23 protein-coding genes and 1 riboswitch are annotated in these 23,906 nt (G+C 48.5%); of the genes, 4 read left to right on the top strand and 19 right to left on the bottom strand.

Annotated features, from left to right (window positions below; genetic code table 11):
- Positions 1–27: 27 nt before the first annotated feature.
- Positions 28–792 carry a malonate transporter subunit MadM gene (gene madM, locus BLT53_RS01790; RefSeq protein ID WP_090232326.1) on the bottom strand — a complete coding sequence of 255 codons (765 nt, stop codon included), beginning with the start codon at positions 790–792 and terminating at the stop codon, positions 28–30.
- Positions 789–1,196, bottom strand: coding sequence for a malonate transporter subunit MadL (madL, locus tag BLT53_RS01785; RefSeq protein WP_090232325.1), 408 nt, complete (start codon positions 1,194–1,196; stop codon positions 789–791). The genes madM and madL overlap by 4 nt, the downstream gene beginning before the upstream one ends.
- Positions 1,197–1,397: 201 nt before the next feature.
- Between madL and BLT53_RS01780 the strand changes: the two genes are divergently transcribed.
- Positions 1,398–2,036 (top strand): GntR family transcriptional regulator, encoded by a 639-nt coding sequence (locus BLT53_RS01780; RefSeq protein ID WP_090232323.1) that lies wholly within the window; start codon positions 1,398–1,400, stop codon positions 2,034–2,036.
- An 87-nt stretch (positions 2,037–2,123) separates the two neighbouring features.
- Here the strand turns inward: BLT53_RS01780 and BLT53_RS01775 are convergent, their stop codons facing one another.
- Positions 2,124–2,756 (bottom strand): class I SAM-dependent methyltransferase, encoded by a 633-nt coding sequence (locus BLT53_RS01775; RefSeq protein ID WP_090232322.1) that lies wholly within the window; start codon positions 2,754–2,756, stop codon positions 2,124–2,126.
- A gap of 89 nt (positions 2,757–2,845) precedes the next feature.
- A complete protein-coding gene (gene ric / locus BLT53_RS01770; RefSeq protein ID WP_090232320.1) occupies positions 2,846–3,547 on the bottom strand; it encodes an iron-sulfur cluster repair di-iron protein in 702 nt (233 codons plus the stop codon).
- Positions 3,548–3,686: 139 nt separating this feature from the next.
- Between ric and BLT53_RS01765 the strand changes: the two genes are divergently transcribed.
- Positions 3,687–4,400, top strand: a complete 714-nt coding sequence (locus tag BLT53_RS01765) for a Crp/Fnr family transcriptional regulator (RefSeq protein ID WP_170834194.1) — start codon at positions 3,687–3,689, stop codon at positions 4,398–4,400.
- Positions 4,401–4,831: 431 nt separating this feature from the next.
- Here BLT53_RS01765 and BLT53_RS01760 read toward each other — a convergent pair whose 3' ends face one another.
- The 15 genes from BLT53_RS01760 to BLT53_RS01690 all read right to left on the bottom strand — a co-directional run bounded on the left by BLT53_RS01760 (position 4,832) and on the right by BLT53_RS01690 (position 19,818).
- Positions 4,832–6,121: a YsnF/AvaK domain-containing protein gene (locus BLT53_RS01760; RefSeq protein WP_090232317.1), complete on the bottom strand. Its 1,290-nt coding sequence runs from the start codon at positions 6,119–6,121 to the stop codon at positions 4,832–4,834.
- A gap of 143 nt (positions 6,122–6,264) precedes the next feature.
- Positions 6,265–6,801: a cob(I)yrinic acid a,c-diamide adenosyltransferase gene (gene cobO / locus BLT53_RS01755; protein ID WP_090232314.1), complete on the bottom strand. Its 537-nt coding sequence runs from the start codon at positions 6,799–6,801 to the stop codon at positions 6,265–6,267.
- 9 nt (positions 6,802–6,810) lie between these two features.
- Positions 6,811–7,581: a uroporphyrinogen-III C-methyltransferase gene (gene cobA / locus BLT53_RS01750; protein ID WP_090232313.1), complete on the bottom strand. Its 771-nt coding sequence runs from the start codon at positions 7,579–7,581 to the stop codon at positions 6,811–6,813.
- 15 nt (positions 7,582–7,596) lie between these two features.
- Complete coding sequence (locus BLT53_RS01745) at positions 7,597–9,102, bottom strand: cobyric acid synthase (RefSeq protein ID WP_090232311.1); 1,506 nt, start codon at positions 9,100–9,102, stop codon at positions 7,597–7,599.
- On the bottom strand, positions 9,095–10,471 hold the full coding sequence (locus tag BLT53_RS01740) for a cobyrinic acid a,c-diamide synthase CobB (RefSeq protein ID WP_090232309.1): 1,377 nt from the start codon (positions 10,469–10,471) through the stop codon (positions 9,095–9,097). Before BLT53_RS01740 ends, BLT53_RS01745 begins: the two co-directional genes overlap by 8 nt.
- A 21-nt stretch (positions 10,472–10,492) precedes the next feature.
- Entirely contained in the window at positions 10,493–11,620 is a 1,128-nt protein-coding gene (locus tag BLT53_RS01735) for a cobalt-precorrin 5A hydrolase (RefSeq protein WP_090232308.1), read from the bottom strand.
- Positions 11,617–12,390, bottom strand: coding sequence for a precorrin-4 C(11)-methyltransferase (gene cobM / locus BLT53_RS01730; protein WP_170834193.1), 774 nt, complete (start codon positions 12,388–12,390; stop codon positions 11,617–11,619). Before cobM ends, BLT53_RS01735 begins: the two co-directional genes overlap by 4 nt.
- Positions 12,390–13,091, bottom strand: a complete 702-nt coding sequence (gene cobI, locus BLT53_RS01725; RefSeq protein WP_090232305.1) for a precorrin-2 C(20)-methyltransferase — start codon at positions 13,089–13,091, stop codon at positions 12,390–12,392. The genes cobM and cobI overlap by 1 nt, the downstream gene beginning before the upstream one ends.
- A 1-nt stretch (position 13,092) precedes the next feature.
- Positions 13,093–14,295, bottom strand: a complete 1,203-nt coding sequence (gene cbiE / locus BLT53_RS01720) for a precorrin-6y C5,15-methyltransferase (decarboxylating) subunit CbiE (protein WP_090232303.1) — start codon at positions 14,293–14,295, stop codon at positions 13,093–13,095.
- A complete protein-coding gene (locus BLT53_RS01715; RefSeq protein WP_090232302.1) occupies positions 14,292–15,395 on the bottom strand; it encodes a cobalt-precorrin-5B (C(1))-methyltransferase in 1,104 nt (367 codons plus the stop codon). Before BLT53_RS01715 ends, cbiE begins: the two co-directional genes overlap by 4 nt.
- A 2-nt stretch (positions 15,396–15,397) precedes the next feature.
- Entirely contained in the window at positions 15,398–16,045 is a 648-nt protein-coding gene (locus tag BLT53_RS01710) for a precorrin-8X methylmutase (protein WP_090236628.1), read from the bottom strand.
- Positions 16,046–16,050: 5 nt separating this feature from the next.
- A complete protein-coding gene (cobK, locus tag BLT53_RS01705) occupies positions 16,051–16,827 on the bottom strand; it encodes a precorrin-6A reductase (protein WP_090232300.1) in 777 nt (258 codons plus the stop codon).
- A complete protein-coding gene (locus BLT53_RS01700; protein ID WP_090232299.1) occupies positions 16,824–17,726 on the bottom strand; it encodes a sirohydrochlorin chelatase in 903 nt (300 codons plus the stop codon). Before BLT53_RS01700 ends, cobK begins: the two co-directional genes overlap by 4 nt.
- A gap of 11 nt (positions 17,727–17,737) precedes the next feature.
- Positions 17,738–19,345: a precorrin-3B C(17)-methyltransferase gene (cobJ, locus tag BLT53_RS01695; protein ID WP_090232297.1), complete on the bottom strand. Its 1,608-nt coding sequence runs from the start codon at positions 19,343–19,345 to the stop codon at positions 17,738–17,740.
- Positions 19,346–19,428: 83 nt separating this feature from the next.
- Positions 19,429–19,818 (bottom strand): (2Fe-2S) ferredoxin domain-containing protein, encoded by a 390-nt coding sequence (locus tag BLT53_RS01690; RefSeq protein ID WP_090232295.1) that lies wholly within the window; start codon positions 19,816–19,818, stop codon positions 19,429–19,431.
- Positions 19,819–20,015: 197 nt separating this feature from the next.
- A riboswitch (cobalamin riboswitch) is annotated at positions 20,016–20,202 on the bottom strand.
- Between the two features lie 208 nt (positions 20,203–20,410).
- Between BLT53_RS01690 and BLT53_RS01685 the strand changes: the two genes are divergently transcribed.
- Together BLT53_RS01685 and ppsA are read left to right on the top strand one after the other, a co-directional pair.
- Positions 20,411–20,896, top strand: a complete 486-nt coding sequence (locus BLT53_RS01685; protein ID WP_090232293.1) for a hypothetical protein — start codon at positions 20,411–20,413, stop codon at positions 20,894–20,896.
- A 360-nt stretch (positions 20,897–21,256) separates the two neighbouring features.
- Positions 21,257–23,857, top strand: coding sequence for a phosphoenolpyruvate synthase (ppsA, locus tag BLT53_RS01680; protein ID WP_090232292.1), 2,601 nt, complete (start codon positions 21,257–21,259; stop codon positions 23,855–23,857).
- Positions 23,858–23,906: the final 49 nt, after the last annotated feature.

Genomic DNA, 23,906 nt, shown 5'->3' with positions numbered 1-23,906 from the left:
TGAATCCCCTCCATTTCGTTTAAAGTTTTAAGCGAAAAAAGCTTTCATGACGAAAAAGAAAAGGGATGGCACGAGCAGACAGCCTAAGCCGGTATAAAAGGTGGCTGTTAACGCGCCGTACGGAACGAGCTTTGGGTCTGTCGCCGCTAATCCGCCCGTCACACCGCTTGTGGTCCCGAGCAGCCCGCCAAACACAAGAGCAGACTGCGGATTATTCAGCCCGATATACTTGGCCACAAACGGAGTAAACGTCATGGTAAGCACCGATTTTACGAGACCCGCCGCAATCGACAGCGCAATTACTTCCGAACTGGCGCCAATCGCGCTGCCTGTCACCGGTCCGACGATATACGTGACCGTTCCAGCCCCAATCGTGGTCAGACTAACCGCATCGGTATAGCCGAATGCAAGGGCGATGATTACCCCGAACACGAACGAAACAATAACGCCGAGGAATAAGGAGATCACGCCCCCGACTCCTGCCTTTTTGATTTCGTCAAAACTGGCACCAAAGGCGGTCGACACAATAGCAAAATCCCTGAGCATTCCGCCTCCCATGATTCCAATGCCGGCAAAGATTCCAATATCAGAAAGTCCCTTCTCGCCGCCTGTGTTGATTCCGCCAAGATAGGCAACAAATAGCCCAAGGATGATGGCGATGGCCGATCCGTGAACGCGCCCTCTTGTCAGTTTGTCTGAAAGAAAATACGATACATACATGATAACACCGATCAGCGCAAAAGAGAGGACGAGGCCATTGTTCTTAAATACAGAAACGAGGGTATCCATCATCGTACCGGCTCCTCCCTGTATTCTGGCGTTACTTGTTCAGTACTCCTCTGCTTCTGGCCGATCTTGCTCAATATCGGTACGAGCAGAAAACTGACGGCAACCACACCGGCTCCTGCAATCAGTGCAACGGGACCTCCCTTAACGGCGGCCACGACATTCTGCTGGGCGCTCATTGCCACCACGATCGGGATGTACATTGAACTCCAGAAATTCAAGCCTTCCCTTGTTTTCAGCTCCAGCCTTCCTCTCTTCTTTAATGCATCCACGATAAGAACGAGCATCAGCATGCCGACACCGACACCGCCGACATTCGATTCCACTCCCAGCACGATTCCAAGCATGTCTCCCACAAATGCACCAACCAACGTACAGATTGCCAGCAATGCAACACCATAAATCACCAACTGAAACACCTCCTGATATTTTGAAAGCGCTAACAAAATAATGGATACTGTCGACAATTTGTGTATTAATCTGGATGACTGAACATGGCGGGTCATGCTCTAGATGCTTTACCTATTGATTTTTCTGAATATTAAGCTTATTGTATAGGAAGAGAGAACGGTCGACAACCCCTTTTATAAAAAATGTGAGGAGCAGATATCATGGCCACTTCCGAATTCGATAAACACGCCCTTTCCAACCGCATTGCCGAGAAAATTACACACCAGATCATCACAGGAGAACTAAAGCCAGGGGAAAAACTTGTGGAGAACCTGTACGCCGAAGAGTTCGGCATCAGCCGCGCACCAATCCGCGAAGCGATCTACCTCTTAACGATCGAAGGACTTGTGGAGAAGATTCCGAGAAAAGGAGCCGTCGTGAAGCACTACTCCCCCAATGAAATCTATGATTTGCTGGAGATCCGGAACATGCTGGAATCTATGGCGATGAGACGAATCAAGGAGCATGGTGTGGATCCGGCCATCATCAAAAAGATGAACAGCCTCCTCGACACGATGCAGGAGGAACGCGACGTGAGCAATTACGCCCAGCTCAACCAGCTCTTTCATAAATACATCATCGAGATGAGCCAGAGCGAGACGATTAAGACCATGTACAACCGGCTCACCACGCCGCTCCTCACCATCCAGAGCATCTCCTTTTCCTACGAAGGCAACATCGAAAAATCCATCGAGGAACACTCCCTCCTCATCCACCTCCTCCGCAGCCAGAAGCTGGACGAGGCAAAAGGATTGCTGGAGAAGCATAATCATGATGTGGTGGTGGGGTTTAAGGGTTAACGAACATATTTAAACTGTAAAAAAGATAAGTAAGAAAATAAGTGCAAAATAAAAAGGAAGGTTCAGGAGACCTTCCTTTTAACTATTTTAATAATGTCCCTTTTGACACGTTATCATTGTAAATTTGAATGGAGGTTTGTTTTCCGCATTCTTATGGGGCTCAACAATTTCCGAAACTTCCACGAGTCCGTATTCTCCAAATTCTTGCTTGATTGAGTCAGTATCATAAAAGAACATCTTCATGCCTTCCATGATCTCGAAGTAATCTTTCCCCAGCTGTTTGCCCTTTCCATACATGGGGGCTTCTTTTGAAATCGAAATAAAGATCATATATCCGTTTGGCATTAACTGGTTATAGCAATCTTGGATAAACTTCTCCCGCTCAGCTTTATTCAATAAATGAATCAGTGCGTAACAGAATATGCCGTCATAACGTTTACTGTCAAAAGGCATATCGGTGACGGAACCATGAAAAATATTCATGTTCAGCCCATTTTCCCTAGCCAGTTCAATCGCTGTTTTTGAAATCTCAATTCCCGTTACATCTATGCCGTTGTCCATAAAAACCTTCGCATTCCTGCCGTATCCAATACCAGGTATCAATATATCCTTCACGTTCTTTTCAAGGAAAAAGTCCTTTGCCGCGATTGCGGAGTCTGCTGGTTCGAATCCCCACATCATTTGATTTTCGATAAAACTGGATTCCCAAATTTCTGCCATCCCTCATTCTCCTTATCAAAAAATGCCATATCCATTGGATATAGCATCATTATCACATATTCATGAAGGGATACCAACTTTCAACAGAGTCAGCCAATCACTCTTGGAAACAACAGATTGTTCTCCAAATGCAGATGCTGAAACAGGTCCGACTCCAGTTCATCCAATTTCACATAAGCCAGCCGGTACGTTTCACAGGCATCATCGGGTGCTTTATAATCATTCGTGAATTCCCTCATATCCTTTAAGAACTGGCTGATGTGTTCGTGCTCCCTTTTCAGGTCCTCCACAAATTCCTTGATGTCGATCAGAGCATTGAGTGTGGGCTTCTTTTCATAGGCCAAGATTTTTGGAAAGATAAGTTCTTCCTCAATCAGGATGTGCTGCTCCAATTCAATTTTCAGAATGGAGAACAGGTAGTGAACATGAGACAGTTCAGGATGGGTGCCGACGTGCTTATTAAAGATGGTTGTAATCATACTCTGCAGCTTCGGCAATACCATATATAAATACGAATGGTGGGCGTCGATAATATATTGGATCAAGGCGTTCACTTTTTGCTTTTCCCATTTCGTCATACCCCGCTGATTGTCCCTGTTCTTTTCATATAATGTATTCAGTTCATTCATCACATCAATGGAGTTTAAGCTCCGTTCATTGATCGCCTCTCCAATTGGCTTACTGCCGTTTTGTACATAATCAATCCGGTAATTCTTCAGAAGGTCTCCGGCTCTTGGGCATTTCATGACAACCTTACGGGTCTCTACCGTTGGATCAAATACGCTCTTCATCAGGACTCCTCCTTTTGACTGGTTTCTACCTTTACTGTATTCTCCTGAAATTCATTTCTCTGTGACAGATATCACATCAACTGGTGAGGATTGTTTGATATACTACGATTAAGATGTGGCAGATACTGGAGGGAACATGATGAAAACTCACGGGAAAGAAGCCGTTCAGCAAATAGAGTTTTTCTCCGAACCAACGTTAAAAAAGCTCGAAGACATCATGATGACATGTACAATAGATAAAGGAACGATGCTATTTATGGACAATGAACCAGCCGACAAGCTGTACTTTGTCCAGGAAGGCATGATCAAAGGAACGAAGATGACCGAGGATGGCAAAGAGCTCGTGCTCTCCATCTTCCAAAATGGGGACTTGATTGGAGAACTCAACGCACTCGGTAACGAGAAGCACTCGTTCAGTGCTGTAGCGTCAACGAAAAGCACGGTTGGTGTCATCCATCAGACCGATCTGGAAGAGATGATGCGCAGCAATGGAGAGATGGCTGTAGAGTTTGTCCGCTGGACCAGCCTTATGCACCAGATTACACGCTCCAAGCTTCGAGACCTGATGCTGTACGGAAAGAACGGTGCACTGTGCTCTACCCTCATCCGTTTGGCCAACTCGTATGGGAAAATGACGGAGGAAGGAATTATTCTTTCCCTTCAGCTGACCAATACAGAGCTGGCTGAACTCGTCGGAACTTCAAGGGAAACCGTCAGTCGGATGGTCAGTGTGCTGAAGAAAGATAAAGTCCTCGATCAGGCAAAGGACGGCAGCATGATCATCAAGGACTTGGATTATTTAAAGAACATGTGCAATTGTGAGGACTGCCCAGTGCAGGTGTGCAGAATATAATATAGAAGAAAAGCGTATCAGCGAATGCTGATACGCTTTTTTCAATACTTCTTTTTCCTTTTACTTCTTTATTTTCTAAAAACTGACTATATCATTTCAAATTCGGGTACAGTTATGCAAGTTAGTTAGGGAGATGACAAAGGGATGAAAAAGGAACGTTTTTAGGTAAGCATTTTTTAATTACCTCCCTTATATTTTTTTCCTACTCCATCATTTTTTAAAAAACAGACTATTCTGCTACTAATCTTTTGTGCAGTAATTTACTTTATCTTTATTTTCTGGGTGGACACGTTATTGCAGATAAGAAATTCAAAAACTAATTCCTTCGTATAGAAGACTACTAATTAAAATTAAAAAAGCGTCTAAACCCTAACTACTTTAAGGGTTTAGACGCTTTACTTCTTGAAATTCACTAACTTAGTTGACTGTTCTTAAAACAACCCATCATCATCAGAATTACGCTTCGTGCGGCGAGTTCGGTCTCTGAGTTCATCGTCGACATCTGTAAGGCCATCACCACTTCTTGAAGTCGTGTCACCTGTTAAGTCATGATCAGCGCCTAATCGTGCATCACGGTCAGCGAGATCGGAATCCGCCCGGAGGCTGCGTTCGTTCTCAGAGAGTTCATCGTCGGTGGCGAGTCCGCCTGCCTTGGCAACGTCATTTCTTGAGCGGAGCGCTCCATCATCATCAATGTCAGCTTCTTCACGGCGAGTGGTTTCATCTACTCGCTCGTTCTCGGTTACTTTCTTTTTGCCTACTACAATTTCCTCTGTAACCACAGGTTTCTTGTTGACTTCAAGACGCTCTTCGGTCACTGGGACACGAATTTCTTCGTTATCGCCAATGGGTCCTGCGTCAACGGCATCTGTATCGTTCACCGGACGGCGTTCCACATATACTTCTTCGTGTTCCACCGGAACGTCCACACTTTGATGTTCCTCAATCACATTTTTATTCACGTTCACTTCACCTGTTGTTTCGCGCTTTTTGTTGATCTCCAGCTGCTCTTCTCTAAGCTTCATCCTGCGCTCTTCGTCCACATCATTACGTGTACCGAGCGTGTCATCGTTGTCCAGGTCAAGACCTGTTCCGACATTCGTTTCCGTCCGATTTCCTCTTAGAAGCTCATCATCCCGGCTGCTGTCAAAGTCTGTGTTGACGTTGTCACGGGAATCGATCGGCCGTTCGCGGTCGACATCCAAATTGTTGCCATAGTCGTCGCGTCCCAGGTCATTTGGCCTGTCGGTCAGATCATCTCTGAAGTCACCCGCTGTCGCAGTGGATGTTCCGTATCCTGTTGTTGTGGCTCCTGTTGCCGCATCATTTAATGGATCATCACTGTTCAAGTCATTGATCTCTCCATCGGAATCCACGACCAGGAGAATTTTTCCTGCTTCCACGTCCGTTGCATAAGAGGATGCCGTAGACCTTGGAAGGCCAAGATCCTCCAGGCGTTCTCCCAGGTTGGTATTGTCTCTTCTTGGTTCATCATCTGTAAAGGCATTTTTTATCTTATCAAATAGCGTTTCTTCTTGTTTGTTTAATTCGGCAAGATTGTCTACTTCTGCTCCGGTTCTCATTTCGATGGCATCATGGTTGCGTTCATGGTTCGTTACGACAGAGATATCATCCGTGTCGTACCCTTTGTTTTGTAGTTGCTGTACCGCTGTTACGACTGCCTCTTCAGAATCATATACTCCGATGACTTGTTTACTCATAGTAAATTCCTCCTCATCAATGATATCTTTGCTCAGGGACTAAAATACCCCGATAAACGTTTTGTAAACAAAAATCGATAAAATATTGAGGTTTATTTTTATGAGAACAGTAAAAAAGCCACCTGCGTCCGAGGCGGCTTTTTTTAAAATTCGATTCCTTTGATGGCGCCGATCCCTTCATCATAATAATGTTTGACCGGCTTCATTTCCGTGACCAGGTCGGCCTGGTCCTTGATCTCTTGTCCGGCGCTGCGGCCGGTGAGCACCACATGCATCCCTTCCGGACGGTTCTTCAGTGCCGCAATGACTTCCGGCAATGGCAGCACATCATCGACAGGAAATTTGTCAATCGCCAGAGCATTGTTGATCTCGTCTAGAATGACCATGTCATACTGCTCACTGGACAGTTTTTCCCGAGCGAGCTGCCAGGCAGCTTTCAGCGCGGTGCGGTGTTCCTCAGGTGTCTTTGTCCAGGTGAACCCCACACCCGTCTGAATCATCTCGATGCCGATCTTATCAAACATCAGCTTCTCCCCATACGTGCGGGAAGGTGATTTGATGAACTGCAGCATCACCACCTTCTTTCCTCTTCCGGCGGCCCGGATAGCGAGTCCGAGAGCGGCGGTGGTTTTGCCTTTTCCGTCTCCCGTATAGACGAGAGTCATCCCTTTTTGCGTCATCTGTCCCTCCTACTTCGTGAGCGCCGCTTCGACCCGGTCGAACCAACGGATCTTTTCGCGCATACTTACGACTTCACCGACAACAACCATGGCCGGATGGGTGATGTTTTCTTTTTGGGCGTTTTCCAATATGGTTTCAAGAGTTCCGGTAACGGTCCGCTGATTTTCGGTCGTTCCCCATTCGATCACTGCAGCCGGCGTATCGGAACGCTTTCCGTGTGCAATCAGCTCGGAACAGATATGCTTCAGGTTTCCGATACCCATGTAAAAACAGATCGTATCGCTTCCTTCGGCAAGCGCTCGCCAGTTGATAAAATCCTGCCCCTTTTCCTTGCGTCCGTGTCCTGTTACGATCGTAAAGGAACCCGCATGGTCACGGTGGGTGACAGGGATGCCGGCATAAGCAGGTGCAGCGATGCCGGACGTGATGCCAGGTACGATTTCAAATGGAATCTCATGCTGTACGAGGATTTCCGCTTCCTCCCCGCCACGGCCGAACACAAACGGATCCCCGCCTTTTAGCCGGGTGACGACTTTTCCTTCCAGCGCCTTTTCCACCAGGAGATCATGAATCTGTTCCTGAATCAGTTCATGCTTTCCGGGCAGCTTCCCGCAAAAGATCAGCTCGCAATCGTTTTTGCTGTATTCCAGCAGTTCCTTGTTGATCAGACGGTCATAGGCAATGACGTCCGCTTCCTTAATGCATTCCAGGCCACGCACCGTGATCAGCTTCGGATCCCCGGGTCCTGCTCCTACCAGATACACCTTTCCTCTCTCCATCTTCACTCCACCTCTCTAGACCGGCATGCGCCGCTCACTGTATCTCTCCATTTCTTTATATATCGCAGCAAGATCCACATGTTTGCGCACATGATCAGCCAGCGTATCAAAGCTTTCTTCTTTTAAGTCATTATACCTTATAATTTCCGTTTGTTCTTCCTGTTGTTTCACTTTTCTGATGGAATTCAATAAAGTACTCCTGAACTCGTCATTATGGAACAACCCGTGAAAGTATGTACCGATGATGCGCTCGTCCTTGCTTTTAGCCCCATCCGTTAGTCCATGTCCGGTTTCCATGAATGGAGACCTTTCCGTGGAGGAAGATCGTCCCATATGGATTTCATAGCCTTCAATGTCAAATTCCTTTCCATTAAATGTAGCGGTTCCCTGTGACCGAACGGTTGTTTTTTCGATAGCCATCACCGTTTCGATGGGCAATAAACACAGCCCTGCTTCGGTTTCATGCGGGGTTTCCACTGCCTCCGGATCACTGACCGACACCCCGAGCATCTGGTAGCCACCGCAGATGCCGACGATCTTGGCTTCACTTTTCTGGATTCTCTCAAACAGCCCGGTTTCTTTTAAAAAGAGAAGGTCTTCGATGGTGTTCTTGCTGCCGGGCAGGATGATGAGGTCAGGCTGTCCGAGCTGGCCGGCAGTGGTGACAAAGCGGACCGAACAATCGTCTTCGGCAAAAAAAGGATCGATGTCCGTAAAGTTTGAAATCCTCGGGTATTGAATGACTGCGATATCCAGGCCCTTTGTTTCATCCCGTTGTGTACGATAGCGTTGCAAAACGACCGAGTCTTCTGCTTCGATATTTAGGCCTGGCAGGTAAGGAATCACGCCGAGGACCGGCTTGCCGCTGTATTCCTCAAACCAGTCCAGCCCGGATTTCAGCAGTGACAAATCACCGCGGAACTTGTTGATGATGACCCCGATGATCCGCTCCCGGTCTTTTTCCTCTAAGAGCTGAAGTGTACCGACAAGGCTCGCGAACACACCGCCTTTTTCAATATCACCGACAAGGATGACGGGCGCGTCAGCCATCCTGGCCACCGACATGTTGACGATTTCCCGGTCATTCAGGTTCACCTCAGCAGGACTTCCCGCTCCTTCAATCACAACACAATCATACTGCTCATAGAGGGCGGCGAGCGAGCCCTTGATCAGGCCGCGCCCCATCTCATAAAAGGACTTGCGGTAGTCAAATGCGTTCATGTTCTGAAACGGTTTGCCGTGGACGACAATCTGCGCGTCGTTTTCCCGGCTCGGCTTGATGAGGATGGGATTCATATCAGTCGTCGCTTCCACACCGGATGCTTCCGCCTGGACACCCTGTGCCCGTCCGATTTCTTTGCCGTCAACCGTTACATACGAGTTCAATGCCATGTTCTGGGATTTGAACGGAGCGGTTCGATGGCCGTCCTGGGCGAAAATCCGGCAGAACGCGGTCGTGATCACACTCTTTCCGGCATCCGAATGCGTACCCTGGATCATGAGTGAAAAAGGCTTAGACATGCTGTTTGTTCTCCTGACATTGTTTAATCCAGTTTTCAGCCATAGACGGGAACGAAGCGAAATGGAAATGCGTATAGCCCGCGATGAGGTTTCCTTTCATATAGCCTTCGTCTTTTACCCCTCTCATGCCCTTTGTCTCAAAAGCATAAGGAATCTCTTCTTCTGCTTGAAAGGTGGAGTAATGAAACTCGTGGCCCTTGGCCGTATCGCCTTCTTTAAGCAGATAGTTGCCGGATTTGCCTTTGATCTCCCGGTAGCCGAGCGCCACCCGCTTCGTATGCATGACTGCTCTTCCCGGGATAATGCCTGCCATCTGATGCACTTCTCCATCAGACGTTTCAAGCTCCTTGGTCAGGTACATGAATCCGCCGCACTCCGCGAGGGTTGGCACCCCGCGTTCGATCGCCTCTTTAACGGATGCTCGAACCGCCGTTTGTTCGGCGAGCTCCTGTGCAAATTCTTCCGGGAAACCTCCGCCTAAATAAAGGCCCTGCGCATCCTGTGGCACGGTCTCTCCGTTTAACGGCGAGAAGAACTGCAGCTCTGCACCGTATGCCTCCAGCAGATCCAGATTATCTTGATAATAAAAGTTAAAGGCCGCATCCTTCGCAACGGCAATCTTCACAGGTCCTGTTTCTCTTTTTTGAAAAAGGGAGCCTTGGGCTACCACTTCAATCCGAGGCGCTTCCGCCACTTTCATGAGGTGATCAAGATCGATCGTGGCTTCAACGAGTGTCCCGAGCTTCTGAAAAAACGGGTCCAGGTCGCCGCGCTCGATGGACGGAATCAATCCCAGATGGCGTTCGGGGATGTAGAGCTCCTCGTTCCGCTCATGATACCCGATGACCGGCACATCGCATTCCTGTTCAATCGCGGTTTTCACCAGTTCAAAGTGGCCTTTCGAACCCACCTGGTTGGCGATGACACCCACGATGTTCGGTCCCTCGGCGAGCATCTGAAAGCCTTTGACAATCGCGGCCGCGCTTCTCGCCATGCTCGCACAATTGACGACGAGCAGAACCGGACTCTCAGTGATCATACCGATTTCCGCTGTACTTCCTCGGTTGGATCTTGGGTCTTTTCCATCATAAAAGCCCATTACGCCCTCGATGATGGAAATGTCTGCGCCCTCGCTTCCCCTTTTGAACACCTCTTTCACGACATTCTCTGGCAGCATCCAGCTGTCGAGGTTCCGGGAGACCCGGCCGGTGACTGCCGTATGATATGTCGGATCGATGTAATCCGGCCCGCACTTGAAGCCCTGTACTTCATAGCCCCGCTTCTGCAAAGCGCTCATCAGGCCGATGGTCAGCGTGGTTTTCCCTACACCGCTCCCTGTCCCGGCGATTACAATTCTTCGTTCGCTCATGCTCTTCATCTCCAGTTTTTTCTATTGAAATGGAATAACCGCAACAGAAATCGTCACGTTTCCGGATTTCTTTTTTACCAGTTCCAGTGTTTCGGCTCCGCTCTCTAGCCTTGCTGCCGGCTCACTCACGCCATAAGCGCCCGTGTATTTGTACACCGTTTCAGAAGGCTCCTTGATATCAATGGCATTCAGTTCCTCTGGACGAAAGCAGGTCAAGTTCCAGTTATACTTCGATACGGTCTCGAGCAATCCTTCTTCGTCTTTCTTCAGGTCAATGGTGGCGATTCCTTTCACGCTTTTGATGGAGAATCCGAGCTCATCCAGCGTTTCCTGGATCACCGCCTGTATTTCCTGAGCGGGGGTGCCCCGGTTGCAGCCCATACCGAGCACAATTACTTTCGGCCGGTACAATACTCCGTTTCGTAAAATCTCTTCCTCCTTCGGCTCCAGGTTCCGGTGTGTGATGACCAGTGCCGCATCATGCACATGCTGCAATGCTTCTTCTATCTTGGAATAACACGTGAAATTTCCCGGCAGCGGGCGGTCATGCTCCCACCAGCCGCGCTCTCCTGACTCCTGAACGATGGCGACCCGCTCTTCGTTGACAACGGAAGCGGAGACTGGCGTCAGTTTTTCCGCTGATTCCCACTCCCAGCCAAACCGTTTGCCGAAGAGATCCACCGGAATCGTTTTTTGCACATCGGAGGCGGTGGTGATAACCGGCTGGGCACCAAGAAGTGCGGCAACTTCTTTTGTCAGCTCGTTCGCCCCGCCCAGATGGCCGGAAAGTACTGAAATCACATACTGTCCTTTATCGTCGATCACCACGACACCTGGGTCGGTCTTTTTGTCTTTTAAGATCGGAGCGATCATGCGGACGACCGCACCCAACGAAATAATGAGGATGATGCCTTTGTAGTGTTTGAAAAGAGAAGGCAGGAGCAAGCGCACACTGCCTTCAAACAGTTGAATGTTCTTTTCTGCTTCATCGCCCTTTTCAAACTTTTTCATGTAATACAAATCTGTCCCACCAAACGTTTTCTGCAGCTCTCTTGCCAGGGTCACGCCATGCTTGGTGATCGCAACGAGCGCATAATCATGGAACGTCTTAATCGGCGGCTCCACTTTTTCTTCGAGAAGATAGGTCATGACGGTACCCCTTTTCGGAAACCGTGAGTGAAGGTCTTGTCATAGAGCTTGGAGCGGAAGTCTTTTTCGTGGATGTTTTCATCGAGTGCCCAGCCCGCAAGGATCATCACCTGCTTGCGCATGCCGTTGTTCTTCAGGTCCTCGTCCAGATGCTCGAGCGTCGTCCGTACGATTTTCTGGTCCGGCCAGGTTGCCTTATAAACCGCAGCCACCGGTGTGTCCTCGCTCCATCCAGCTGCGTAAAACTCGTTGACGATCTTCTTCGTTAACGTCGCGCTCAAGAACAGGGCAACGGTGCAATGATGGCTTGCGAGATCCTTCAACTTTTCCCGCTCCGGCATTTTCGTGCGCCCTTCTGCCCTCGTTAAAATCACCGTCTGGGTCAAATCAGGAACCGTCAGTTCAGCTCCAACCGCTGCAGCCGATGCGAATACAGAACTCACACCGGGAATGATGTCCACCTCAATGTTCCTTTCTTTTAGGAGCGTGATCTGCTCGAGGGTTGCCCCGTAAACGGCAGGATCCCCGGTATGCACACGCGCAACCTTTTTTCCTTCCTTTACAAAAGAAGCCATGGACTCCACCATCTCTTCCAGATGCATCCCGGCTGTTTTGATGATTTCTGCATGGTCACCTGCCCGCTGAATCAGTTCCTCGCTCACGAGGGAATCGGCGTACATGACGACATCCGCCTCCTGCATCGCCTTCAGCCCTTTAACCGTAATCAAATCCGGATCCCCAGGGCCCGCTCCAATAATTGTTACCTTCATTATTTTCTCACCACCATCAATGTTAAGTATTCAAGCTCAGCATGATCGAGCTCGTTGATATCCCAGATGACTTCATCCTCTGACGTGACCTTCGTTACCACCTGCGCCTTATCCATCAGATCCAGTTCACGCAGGATCTTCAGCATGAGCGGCATGACCTTGGCGACTTTGATGAAAAAGATGCAGTCGTTTTCCACAATCGCTTTTTTCATGGTTTCATAGTCGTCTCTTGCAGGTATGATCGCCACATGCTCGTCTCCCTCAGCAAGGGCAAGCCCGAGAGCCGAGGCCGTGCCGTTGATCGAGGAAATGCCGGGAACGGTACGGATCGCCACATCAGGATGGCGTTCTTTCATCATGTTCATCATATGTATAAACGTACTGTACAAAAGAGGATCCCCTTCGGTCACAAAAGCCACGTCTTTTCCTTCGCTCAGCTTTTCGTACACCTGCTCCACTGTGCTGGACCACTCGCGCTCAAGGATAACGGGATCCTTTGTCATCGGAAACACGAGGCCGAGCATCTCTTTTTCCTCCTGGTTCAAATACACATCCACAATGCGGTGGGCATAGCTTTTCGTGCCTTTTCTCTTTTTCGGATAGGCGATGACCGGGGATTCCTTCAGTTTGCGAAAGGCTTTGACGGTCAAAAGCTCCGGATCTCCCGGACCGACGCCAAGGCCGTATAATGTTCCAACCATATTAGTCTTCCTTTCTCGTAGCCGTTATGATATAGATCGGATTCAATGCATCGAATCTTGTTAAATTTAAAATCGGCTTGCTTCTGGACACCTGAGCAAGCGTAATGGAGGTTTCATAGCTTCGCTGTTTAAAGCCGTCAACCGCCTGTGCGAGGTTCTCGATCGTTACCGCATTCAGGACAATCCGGCCGTTTTCTTTCAGCCTGCTGCAGCAAACATCGAGGATGCCGTTCATATCCCCTGCTGTTCCTCCAATAAAAACCGCATCCGGATCAGGGAACTCCTCAAGCCGCTCGGGAGCCTTACCCTGCACGACGGTCAGGTCGGCACGAAACTTCTTCATGTTTTCATAACAGTTCACTAAATCATGTTCATTCTTCTCGATGCCGTATACCGCTCCTTCACGGGCGAGCTTAGCCGCTTCAATGGCAACAGATCCGGTACAGATGCCAATGTCCCAGACAATGCTGGCTTCCTTAAGAGCCAGGGCACCAAGGCTCAGCGTCCGGATCTCCTTTTTCGTGATCAGCCCTTTTTCCGGCTTCCGCTGTGAGAATTCACGGTCTTCAATGCCAAAATGCCAGGATGGTCCCGGCTGCTCCTGTTTTAAAATGACGACGTTCAGAGAAGAGCCTTCCCAAGATGCCATTTCCCCGAGCGTCATCGCTGTGCACCGCTCTTCCGCCCCACCGAGATTTTCCGCCACAAATGCAGTATATTCGGTCATCTCAAAGTGAAGGAGGTACTTGGCGATCTCCGCTGGTGAATTCTCCCGATCGGTGAGAAGCGCCACCTTTTTCCGTCCATCGATTTTCTGTGCGAGCCCCTTCATGCTCCGGCCATGAACACTGACCACATGGGCATCCTGCCAGCTTTCGTTCATCCTGGAAAAAGCCAGCTGAACGGAACTGAGGTACGGATGGATCTCGACCTCCACGTGTTTGGAAAGATAGCTTCCGATCCCGTAAAAAAGCGGATCACCGGAAGCGAGCACCACCGTCTTTTTCTCTTCCTGCTTTAGCCGCTGGGCGAGGTCTTTCAATCCGCCCTTAATGACGAGCTTCTCACCTTCATACTCCGGAAAAAAAGCAAGCTGCCGTTCTCCGCCGATGAGCAGTTCACTTTCCTGGATCATCTGCTGGCTGTTTGGAAGAAGATCGCTGCTTCCGCCATCCCCGATGCCGATTACTTGAATACGTGTCATTCTACTTCCGCCTTTCCTAAAAACTCTCCCTTTAACGTGTACAGGCTGGTGGCTACCGACAGCCCGCCTTTTATCTCGTTAAGCGCATTCTCGCAGCAACTCGCACAGAGCTCATCGAAAAATGCGTTCACGCCGTTTGCCGCCATCAGTTCACCAACCTGGGAAGCCGTGTTCGCTTCCCTGGCCTGCGCTACCAAATCAGGCGTTGCGCCAGCCCGCTCTGCTACCCCGGCCAAAAAGTTGAAGTCGATCGGCGCACTCTTGGAGTGGACCATCATGACACCCTGTGCAACCTTTGAAAACTTGCCCATCATGCCGACCATCGAAACGCGTTCCATTCCCTGCCGCTTGCACTCCTTGAGGGTAAAGCCGACAAAGTCTCCCATTTCGATGAAGGCTTCTTCCGGTAATGCCGGGTATTCCTTAATACCATACTTCTCGCTTCGTCCGCCTGTCGTAATGACGACATGCCTGCATCCGCTTGCCTTTGCAACCGAAATCGCCTGAACGATGCTTGCTTTGTAAGCAGCAGAGGAAAACGGGATGACGATGCCCCGGGTTCCAAGGATGGAAATGCCGCCGATAATGCCCAGCCGGCCATTTAAGGTTTTCTTTGCGATTTCTTCCCCATCCGGAACGGAGATGACGATCTTGATGCCCTGCTTTATCCCGAAGGATTCCAGCACCTCTTTTGCCGTTTCATGGATCATTTTCCGCGGCACCGGATTGATTGCCGCCTCGCCAACAGCGACCGGAAGACCCTCCTTGGTCACCCGGCCGACGCCAATTCCCCCGTCGAGGATGATTCCGGGTTCCTGTACCCACGAAACCTCTGACTTGATCAGCGCCCGGTGGGTCGCGTCGGGATCATCACCGGCATCCTTGATCGTTCCGGTTTCCACCGATTCACCCTTCAGGATGCAGCTGTCCATCTGAAACGTGGCGAACTTCTTGGCCGGCAGGTAGATGGTTGCCTCGCTCTGCGGCTCACCAGTAATAAGAGCCGTCAGCGCCGCCTTAGTGGCGGCCGTGGCACAGGCTCCAGTCGTGTAGCCCTGCCGGAGGTTTTTCTTTTCCTTTTCTGGTGTCTTGCTTTTCATGGTTATACCTGTTCAGCAAGAAGGGAAATCGCATTCAGCGCGGCCACCGTAACGGTACTTCCGCCCTTGCGGCCCACATTCGTAATAAAAGGAATATCAAGCTTCGCCAATTCTTCCTTCGACTCTGCAGCCGAAACGAAACCAACCGGCAGACCGATCACCAGACCTGGCTTTGCTTCTCCTTCCTTCACGAGACGAATCAGCTCCAAAAGCGCAGTTGGCGCGTTACCGATGGCGAAAATGCCGCCATCCGCTTCCTTGATCGCTTTGCGCATGGAGATGATCGCACGGGTTGTGTTCAGCCTTTTCGCCTCTTCCATCACATCCGGATCTGAGATGTACACCTTCACTTCTCCCCCGTGTTTTTCGATGCGGTTCTTGCTCACACCCACCTGAACCATCTGCACATCGGCCACGACTTTCTTGCCGTCTCGGATTGCCTGGATTCCTGCCTGTACAGCGTCCGGATGAAAGACCAAGCTTTTGCCGAGCTCAAAATCCGCCGAAGCGTGAATGACACGGCGAACAATCGGATATTGCTCCTCCGTATAAGGATGCGGGCCGATTTCTTCATCAATCATTTCAAAGCTTCTTCCTTCAATTTGCTGAGGCTGAACCGTGGTTGGTTTAAACTCCGTTTTAAAATCCATCATGCTCATGCTAAAACTCCTCTCCATTCCCGCGAAATATGCTGCAAGATATCTTCAAAATTTGAGTACTGATTTTCATAGACGATTTTCGGCCGTTTGATCATGACCACCTGAATCCCCATCTCGAGTGCCGCTTCCACTTTCTCATCCACGGCTCCCTGTTTGCCGCTTTCCTTGGTGATCATTACATCCACCTTGAACTGCTGAAACAAAGCTTTGTTGAAGTCTTTTGTGAACGGCCCTTGAATGGCCACGATATTCTTTTGCGGAAAGCCAAGCTGTTCGCATTTTTCCATATTGTCTTTTCTCGGCAGCATGCGTGCAATCAGGGTAACATTGGTCTGATGCAGCAATTTTTCGGTAAAAATCTGAAGGGTCTTGCTGCCGGTCGTCAGCATGATAACGCCGCCAAGCTCTCCCGCTTTTTCTGCCGCATCTTCATACGTGTCGGCTGCCTGAAGATGCTTATGCTCATAATCCTGCCGGTCCCGCTCATAGCGGAGGTAAAGAACACCTTTTTCCCTTGCCCCTGCCATCGCATTCTTGCTCGCTTCCTCGGCAAACGGATGGGACGCATCCACTACCATCGTAACGCCGTACTGTTCAATAAAATTTCCGATTTCCTCTTGATTGAGCCGGCCCGTATGTACATTCAATCCATTCTTTCGGAGCTCCAGCGCTGCATTTTCCGTGACCACTGTGGCAAGAAGCGGGTAGCCCGCTTCTTTTATGGTGATTGCAAGCTCCCGTGCATCACTCGTTCCCGCAAGAAAAAGAATCATACCTTCTGCTCCTCCGGCTCATGGGAATGATCATGACTATGGTGGTGATGATGCCCATGACTATGATCGTGATCATGATGATGGTGGTGGCCGATATGCTCCATCGCGTCCAGACGGTACTGGCATGTATCGCAGTTCATTTTTACTTCTCCCTGCAGTACCTCTTCCATCCGGTCGATCAGGATTTTCTGAAGATCCGGATGAAAACCGAAATACTGCGCCAGCTGGAATTCATGTTCTGAATACTGCTGTTTGAAATCCTCCACCATCTTCTCGAGACGGTTGATCAGGATACCGGTAAATAGAAAGTACGGAAGGATGATAACCTTTTTGGCGCCGAGCTTGATGCATCGCTCCACTCCTTCGGCAACCAGCGGATCGGTCACTCCCATAAAGGAAGGTTCAATAATCTTGTAATTTAGACGCTCCCACAGCAGTCTCGTAATCTTGTACAAATCACTATTGGCGTCCGGATCACTGCCTCCACGCCCGAGAAAAATGACAGCAGTGTCCTCATCGGGAGATGCGGTATCTTCTCCAATCTCCTCAAGACGGTGAGTCAAAATATCGAGTGCCGCTTCATGGATACCGATCGGCCGGCCGTACGAAAAAGTAATATGCGGATATTTTTCCTTCGCCTCATCAATGGCTGCTGGAATGTGAATCTTGGAGTGCCCTGCCGGAAGCAGCATGATCGGCACCACGGCTACCGAAGTGGCGCCTTTTTGTACACAACTCTCAATACCTTCATGAATACCAGGCCTCTCAAACTCGAGAAAACACGTTTCGACGAGCAATTCGGAATCCACTTTTGTCCGTATTTCGTCGATAAAGGTGCGAACCTGTTCATTGCCTTCTGGATCCCGGCTGCCATGCCCAACCATTAAAATTGCTTTCATTGTTTTCCTCCTTAATCTCCGCATGGCGCCGGTTCAAGTTGAATAACCGGAGCCATGTCTCTGTGTTTGAAGCCGCCAACTTCTTGCACCCGCTTAAAGAACTTAAAGAACCGCTCATTTGGATGCCCTTTGTCCTCATATTCCTGAATAATGCCTGTAACGATACCCACCAGCTGATCCGGTTCGATTCCTTCCATCACCGGCTGGGCAGAGTGCGCGGTCCGGCTGAGCGGCTTGCCTCCAAGGAACAGATCGAATTTGCCTTTGCGGAACACGATGCCGATATCCTCTTGAACACCACCATAGCAAGCCATTCCGCAGCCATTAAACCCAAGCTTCAATTCCTTTGGAAGCGGCCGTCCGCCAAGTTCTTCCTGCAGCTGTTCCACATACGGAATGGAATCATACTTTTCACCGTCACAGAAGTCACACGCCTTAATCTGGAGGACATCCCCCGCAGGAAGCAGCAGGAAGCCTTCTGCTTTCAGCTTTTCTGTGACATGTTCCGGCTCGTCCGTCGACAGCTGCACCTTGATTTGATGATGAGGCGTGTACTCCATCTCTCCGTGCTCCCCTACCACTTCGGCTAAGGTCAGGAGCTGTTTTGCCGTAAATTTCTTGTTCACAAGGCCAGGACTCACCCCAAATTCCAGAATGGATTCAACTCGTGATGGAATGATAGCTTCCGCAGTCACTTCCTCCTGCTTACCGGTCGCAAGAGCTAGCGCTTCGTTAGCGAGCTGAAGGGCGCTAACTTGAGTTTCTGCCTTTTCACTTACCGGTTCTTCGTCCGGCAGTGCCCATGGTTCGTTTTCCTTACGCAGGCGTTCATGTGGCCGTAATCGCTGCTTTTCCGTATTCAGCGTGTATTTCCGCTGGTACCCTCGTGGTGTAATAAGCTTGTTTTCGTCATACAAAAAGGTTTGCGTGTTTCCGACGATGACTGTCGTCAGCATGCCGATGTCATGATTGAGCATGTCCTGGAGGTTCGTGATCACCACACTCTCCCGGTCACGGTATGCACTTTTCACGAGGCCGACCGGTGTTTCCGGTGAACGATGCCGAAGTAAAATTTTTTGCGCCTCAACGATTTGTCTCGTGCGTCTTCCGCTTTTCGGGTTATAAAAAGCGATGACGAAATCCGCCTGTGCCGCGGCTTCAATGCGTTTTTCAATCAGCTTCCAAGGTGTCAAGTGATCACTTAAGCTGATCGTACACGCATCATGCATGACAGGAGCGCCCAGAAGAGATGCACAGGAATTAATCGCCGAGATCCCCGGAATCACTTCCACTTCCACCCCAGTAGCTTCCTTCCAGCCTTTTTCCACGAGCACCTCGTATACGAGTCCGCTCATCCCATAAACGCCGGCATCCCCGCTCGAGATGACCGCCACCTTTTGTCCTTCTTCGGCCATTTTCACAGCCGCCTGAGCCCGGCTGACTTCCTCGGACATGCCAGTACTGATGATTTTCTGGTCGGTGATCAGGCCGCTGATGAGTTCCACATACGTTTTATAGCCGACAATACAGTCACTTTCCCCAATCGCCTGCTTTGCCCGTTCGGTAATGTGGTCATAGCTTCCCGGTCCGAATCCGATGATGAGCAGCTTTCCTTTCATGTCAAAAACCTCCTTCATACTTGCTTTTCATAAAGGCCAAGCATTACTATTTTCGTATGTATTTCATAACAATCATTAATCGGTTATTTCACGATCTCCTTTTCCTTCACTTTCTCAATGCCGGTTGTCCAGCCGTTTTCTGCTTCCAGACAGAAGCCTTCTTCGCCATATTCGTAAATCACATGTTTTTTTATCTTTTCTCCCAATGCGAAATGGCTGGTAACGAGCTCCCTTGCTGCCTGTTCATCCGGCACGCTGTACCATGTTCCTTCCGGATAAACGATCGCCACACAGGCATCCTTGCACCGTCCGTTGCAGCGGGTCCGTGTTGTGTGCACCTGCCGGTCAAGCTCTTGCTTCTTAATTTCCTCCCGAATTGCCTGTGTCACTTCTTCCCCGCCTTTTCTCATACAGCTGGATCCGTTGCAGATGAGCACATGGCGCATCGTTCCGTTCAGGTTCCACGTCGTCATAACATCACTTCCTCTACTTTTTTTCCACACAAAAAAGGCGGCCTCTCATGTCAGCCCCCTTTAGGAAATCCCGTTAATGAAACAACGGAAACGGAAGGTTGATTGACACGTGGCCACCCTGTAACTGCGAATGTAAACCATTTTACGCCATGGATTATATTGCACGATAGAAACGACGTCATCCTCCCTCCGAGAATTGTATGACTCATTTAAAAGCAGGTTTCCTGGCTCACACATCACCTGAACCTGTCACCTTCCCAGCACTTGGCCAGTGGCTATATCGACAGTTCATCCATGCTTACAGTAGCGGGGGCTGCACCGGATTTGCACCGGTTTCCCTATTATCCCAAGGTTCACTTGAGCACTTTTAAATACCTATTCAGTTAAAAATCTTATTGAACATAAACTACTATACTTTCAGAAATTGCACAATAGTCATTTTGTTGGGGATCCCTGTTTTTTTGTTTGATAAGTTGTTATTTTAGGTTCATGTGCCCCTGCCACCCCTGACAAAACTCCTGCCTGTCAGTTGATTTCCAAGTGTAATCTTGATAGGCTTAAAAAAAGAGACCGAAGGAGATGAAGAGCCAAATTGAAAAAACTCACACTCTCCCTTACGACAGGAACACTGCTCATTTCTTGTTTCATCCTGATGCTCTATACCACGGCAAGCCACTCCATACTTAAGCCCACACCGTATAAAGAACGCATTTACTTTTCAGAACTGCTGTTAACCAAACAAATTCAACAAACCTATAACCAAATCAGCTATCTTTCATCTGCCCATCAAATCAAAAATATTCCCATTTTCAGGAGCGAGTTCAACGATATCGATTTTAGGAGTTTACGAGTGCTTGCCGCTAACGTTCCCGATCCCAAAATCACAAAAGACATCTCCAACATCGACCAGCTCCAGCATTTAGTCAAAAATGAAAACCAGCCGAGAGCAGTCGTCTATCTTTACCGCATCCTGAGCGATCTTGCCAACCAGGCTTCACTTTACGGGTTCAGCTATACATACGGAGGAAAAGAAACCTATAAAATCAATGATTTTCTGGAACGGCATACAGGAAAGTAAAAGGACTGCTAAGGCCGTTCTTTTTTAGTGTCAGCCGGATTACACCATACCCATGGAAGCTATTACCTGATTACGATTTCCAATTCATACACCGTCTCATTTTATGTAACAAAGTCATTTAACAAAAAGGAAGCATCCCTTCTTATTGAAGAAATGCTCCCAACCTTATTTTGATTCGCTGCTCAGATGTTTTTATGTATGGTTTTTTCTTCAAATCAATATTTGAATGTTATCTCCCATCTTTATCATACCATATAAAGGAAAATAATATAAGACTGTTATTCGTTTATTTTTTCTATAAAATAATCAGAGCAAGGATGTAAGAAATTAAAAGAAACGTTGACGTTAGGAGAGATGTGAATGAGTTCTTATGTGCTCAATTTTCAGGAAATCGAAAAAACCCAGCTTTTGCTCGTTGGAGGAAAAGGATTAAATTTAGGGGAATTATCGAACATCCCAGAAATACAAGTACCAGAAGGATTCTGTGTTACCACAGAGGCCTTTCAAAAAGCTCTCGAATCAAACGAAGCGTTTCACACCCATTTGCAGCAACTCACACTGATTCAAATAAATGACCAGGAAAATATCAGTGAGATCAGCCAAAACATCCGGCAAATCATTGAGGAAGTTGAAATTCCTTCTGAAGTGACAGCAGCTGTTCATCGCAGTCTTTCCGAGTTTGGTGAAGATCATGCGTATGCTGTACGTTCGAGCGCGACAGCTGAGGATCTCCCGCATGCCTCATTTGCCGGGCAGCATGACACCTATTTAAATATCATTGGTAGTGATGCAATTCTCAGGCACATCCGTAAGTGCTGGTCCTCTCTGTATACAGACCGTGCCGTTATTTACCGGATGCAAAACGGATTCGATCACAGCCAGGTTTCTCTCTCTGTCATCGTGCAGCGAATGATTTTTCCGCAGGCTTCCGGCATTTTATTTACGGCCGATCCCGTCACATCGAATCGAAAGGTGTTATCCATTGATGCGAGCTTTGGACTTGGGGAAGCACTGGTCTCCGGCTTAGTATCTGCGGATAACTATAAAGTAAAAGAAGATAAGATTACGGATAAAATGATCGCAACAAAAAAACTGGCCATCTATTCCTTGGAGAAAGGTGGAACAGAAATACGGCAAATAGCTCCTCAGCAGCAAATCCTTCAAACCCTTACAGATCAACAAATTTTACAACTCTCACACATTGGCAGACAAATAGAAGCTTATTTTTCATACCCGCAGGATATCGAATGGTGCCTGGCTGGTGACACATTCTACATCGTTCAAAGCCGGCCCATTACGACGCTTTACCCCATCCCAGAAGAGGATAATGATGAAAATCGCGTCTATATATCGGTCGGCCATCAGCAGATGATGACCGATGCCATCAAACCATTGGGATTATCGTTTTTCCTGTTAGTCACTCCTGCCCCGATGCGTAAAGCTGGCGGAAGGTTATTTGTTGATGTGACCCAACGTCTGGCTTCACCTGGCAGCAAAAATGGTTTCTTACAGGCCATGGGGCAGCACGATCCGTTGTTAAAAGATGCCCTGATGAACGTCATCGAGCGGGAACATTTCATAAAACCGGTACCAGATGACGAAAATGCACAAGGTCAAAGGAAACCTGGTCCACCTGTTCCAGCACCCAACGAAAATGACCCGACCGTTGTTACGGAGCTGATCAAGAAAAACCAGGCATCGATCGAAGATTTAAAACACACCATCCAGGCCAAATCCGGACCAGATTTAATGGATTTTATTCTGGAAGATATTCAGGAATTAAAGAGAATCTTATTTGATCCACAAAGTACAGCTGTATTTATGGCAGCTTTCGATGCTTCAGCTTGGCTCAATAAGCAATTGGATCAGTGGCTGGGTGAAAAAAACGCATCTGACACACTTTCTCAATCTGTACAACACAACGTCACTTCTGAAATGGGTCTGGCTTTATTGGATGTCGCCGATGTAATTCGGCCTTATCCAGAGGTCACTGCGTTCTTACAGCATGTTAAAGATGCGGATTTTTTGGATGAACTGGTTGGGGTTGAAGGAGGACAGCAAGCCCGGCATGCCATTCAGGATTTTCTGAGTAAGTATGGAATGAGATGCGCCGGTGAAATCGATATTACACGAGACCGATGGAGCGAAAAACCTGCTTCACTTCTCCCCTTGATTCTCAGTAATATTAAAAACTTTGAGCCAAATGAGAGCCGCCGGAGATTTGAGCAAGGACGACAGGAAGCCTTGAAAAAAGAACAAGAGTTAGTAGAACGATTGATACAACTGACAGATGGTCAACAAAAGGCAGAAGAGACAAAACAAAAGATTCGTATCCTCCGGAATTTTATTGGTTATCGTGAATATCCGAAATATGGCATGGTCAACCGCTACTTTATTTATAAACAGGCTTTGCTAAAACAAGCGGATCAACTCGTACAAGCGAATGTCCTTCAAGAAAAAGAAGATATCTACTATCTCACGTTTGAAGAACTGTCCGAAGTGGTGCGCACAAACCAATTGGATGACCAGATCATCCGCAAACGAAAAGAGGAGTATCGACTATTTGAGAAACTGACTCCCCCTCGTGTGATCACGTCTGATGGTGAAATCCCTGCAGGACACTACAAACGAGAAAATCTCCCGACCGATGCGATTGCCGGTCTGCCTGTTTCTACCGGAGTAATCGAGGGTCGCGCTCGTGTTATCATAAGCATGGAAAATGCTGATTTGGAAGAAGGAGATATCTTAGTCACCTCTTTTACTGATCCCAGCTGGACTCCCTTGTTTGTATCGATAAAAGGTCTTGTCACCGAAGTTGGCGGACTGATGACCCATGGAGCCGTAATTGCGCGCGAATATGGTCTGCCTGCAGTGGTCGGGGTGGAGAATGCCACGAAGTTGATTAAGGATGGACAGCGCATTCGAGTGAATGGAACGGAAGGTTATATCGAGATAGTGTGATGGTATTAAAAACAGAGGCTGACCCAAACGCTCACGATAATTAAAGTGA

Source organism: Fictibacillus solisalsi (assembly GCF_900103485.1).
Lineage (GTDB): Bacteria > Bacillota > Bacilli > Bacillales > Fictibacillaceae > Fictibacillus_C > Fictibacillus_C solisalsi.
The sequence above is the reverse complement of the archived record's forward strand: the minus strand, read 5'-3'. Positions and strand labels throughout refer to the sequence as shown.

What these genes read in the sequence shown, in the direction of transcription:
- madM (WP_090232326.1), bottom strand. Translation starts at nt 792, where the DNA reads ATGATGGATACCCTCGTTTCTGTATTTAAGAACAATGGCCTCGTCCTC.
- BLT53_RS01780 (WP_090232323.1), top strand. Translation starts at nt 1,398, where the DNA reads ATGGCCACTTCCGAATTCGATAAACACGCCCTTTCCAACCGCATTGCC.
- BLT53_RS01775 (WP_090232322.1), bottom strand. Translation starts at nt 2,756, where the DNA reads ATGGCAGAAATTTGGGAATCCAGTTTTATCGAAAATCAAATGATGTGG.
- ric (WP_090232320.1), bottom strand. Translation starts at nt 3,547, where the DNA reads ATGAAGAGCGTATTTGATCCAACGGTAGAGACCCGTAAGGTTGTCATG.
- BLT53_RS01765 (WP_170834194.1), top strand. Translation starts at nt 3,687, where the DNA reads ATGAAAACTCACGGGAAAGAAGCCGTTCAGCAAATAGAGTTTTTCTCC.
- BLT53_RS01760 (WP_090232317.1), bottom strand. Translation starts at nt 6,121, where the DNA reads ATGAGTAAACAAGTCATCGGAGTATATGATTCTGAAGAGGCAGTCGTA.
- cobO (WP_090232314.1), bottom strand. Translation starts at nt 6,801, where the DNA reads ATGACGCAAAAAGGGATGACTCTCGTCTATACGGGAGACGGAAAAGGC.
- cobA (WP_090232313.1), bottom strand. Translation starts at nt 7,581, where the DNA reads ATGGAGAGAGGAAAGGTGTATCTGGTAGGAGCAGGACCCGGGGATCCG.
- BLT53_RS01745 (WP_090232311.1), bottom strand. Translation starts at nt 9,102, where the DNA reads ATGTCTAAGCCTTTTTCACTCATGATCCAGGGTACGCATTCGGATGCC.
- BLT53_RS01740 (WP_090232309.1), bottom strand. Translation starts at nt 10,471, where the DNA reads ATGAGCGAACGAAGAATTGTAATCGCCGGGACAGGGAGCGGTGTAGGG.
- BLT53_RS01735 (WP_090232308.1), bottom strand. Translation starts at nt 11,620, where the DNA reads ATGACCTATCTTCTCGAAGAAAAAGTGGAGCCGCCGATTAAGACGTTC.
- cobM (WP_170834193.1), bottom strand. Translation starts at nt 12,390, where the DNA reads ATGAAGGTAACAATTATTGGAGCGGGCCCTGGGGATCCGGATTTGATT.
- cobI (WP_090232305.1), bottom strand. Translation starts at nt 13,091, where the DNA reads ATGGTTGGAACATTATACGGCCTTGGCGTCGGTCCGGGAGATCCGGAG.
- cbiE (WP_090232303.1), bottom strand. Translation starts at nt 14,295, where the DNA reads ATGACACGTATTCAAGTAATCGGCATCGGGGATGGCGGAAGCAGCGAT.
- BLT53_RS01715 (WP_090232302.1), bottom strand. Translation starts at nt 15,395, where the DNA reads ATGAAAAGCAAGACACCAGAAAAGGAAAAGAAAAACCTCCGGCAGGGC.
- BLT53_RS01710 (WP_090236628.1), bottom strand. Translation starts at nt 16,045, where the DNA reads ATGGATTTTAAAACGGAGTTTAAACCAACCACGGTTCAGCCTCAGCAA.
- cobK (WP_090232300.1), bottom strand. Translation starts at nt 16,827, where the DNA reads ATGATTCTTTTTCTTGCGGGAACGAGTGATGCACGGGAGCTTGCAATC.
- BLT53_RS01700 (WP_090232299.1), bottom strand. Translation starts at nt 17,726, where the DNA reads ATGAAAGCAATTTTAATGGTTGGGCATGGCAGCCGGGATCCAGAAGGC.
- cobJ (WP_090232297.1), bottom strand. Translation starts at nt 19,345, where the DNA reads ATGAAAGGAAAGCTGCTCATCATCGGATTCGGACCGGGAAGCTATGAC.
- BLT53_RS01690 (WP_090232295.1), bottom strand. Translation starts at nt 19,818, where the DNA reads ATGACGACGTGGAACCTGAACGGAACGATGCGCCATGTGCTCATCTGC.
- ppsA (WP_090232292.1), top strand. Translation starts at nt 21,257, where the DNA reads ATGAGTTCTTATGTGCTCAATTTTCAGGAAATCGAAAAAACCCAGCTT.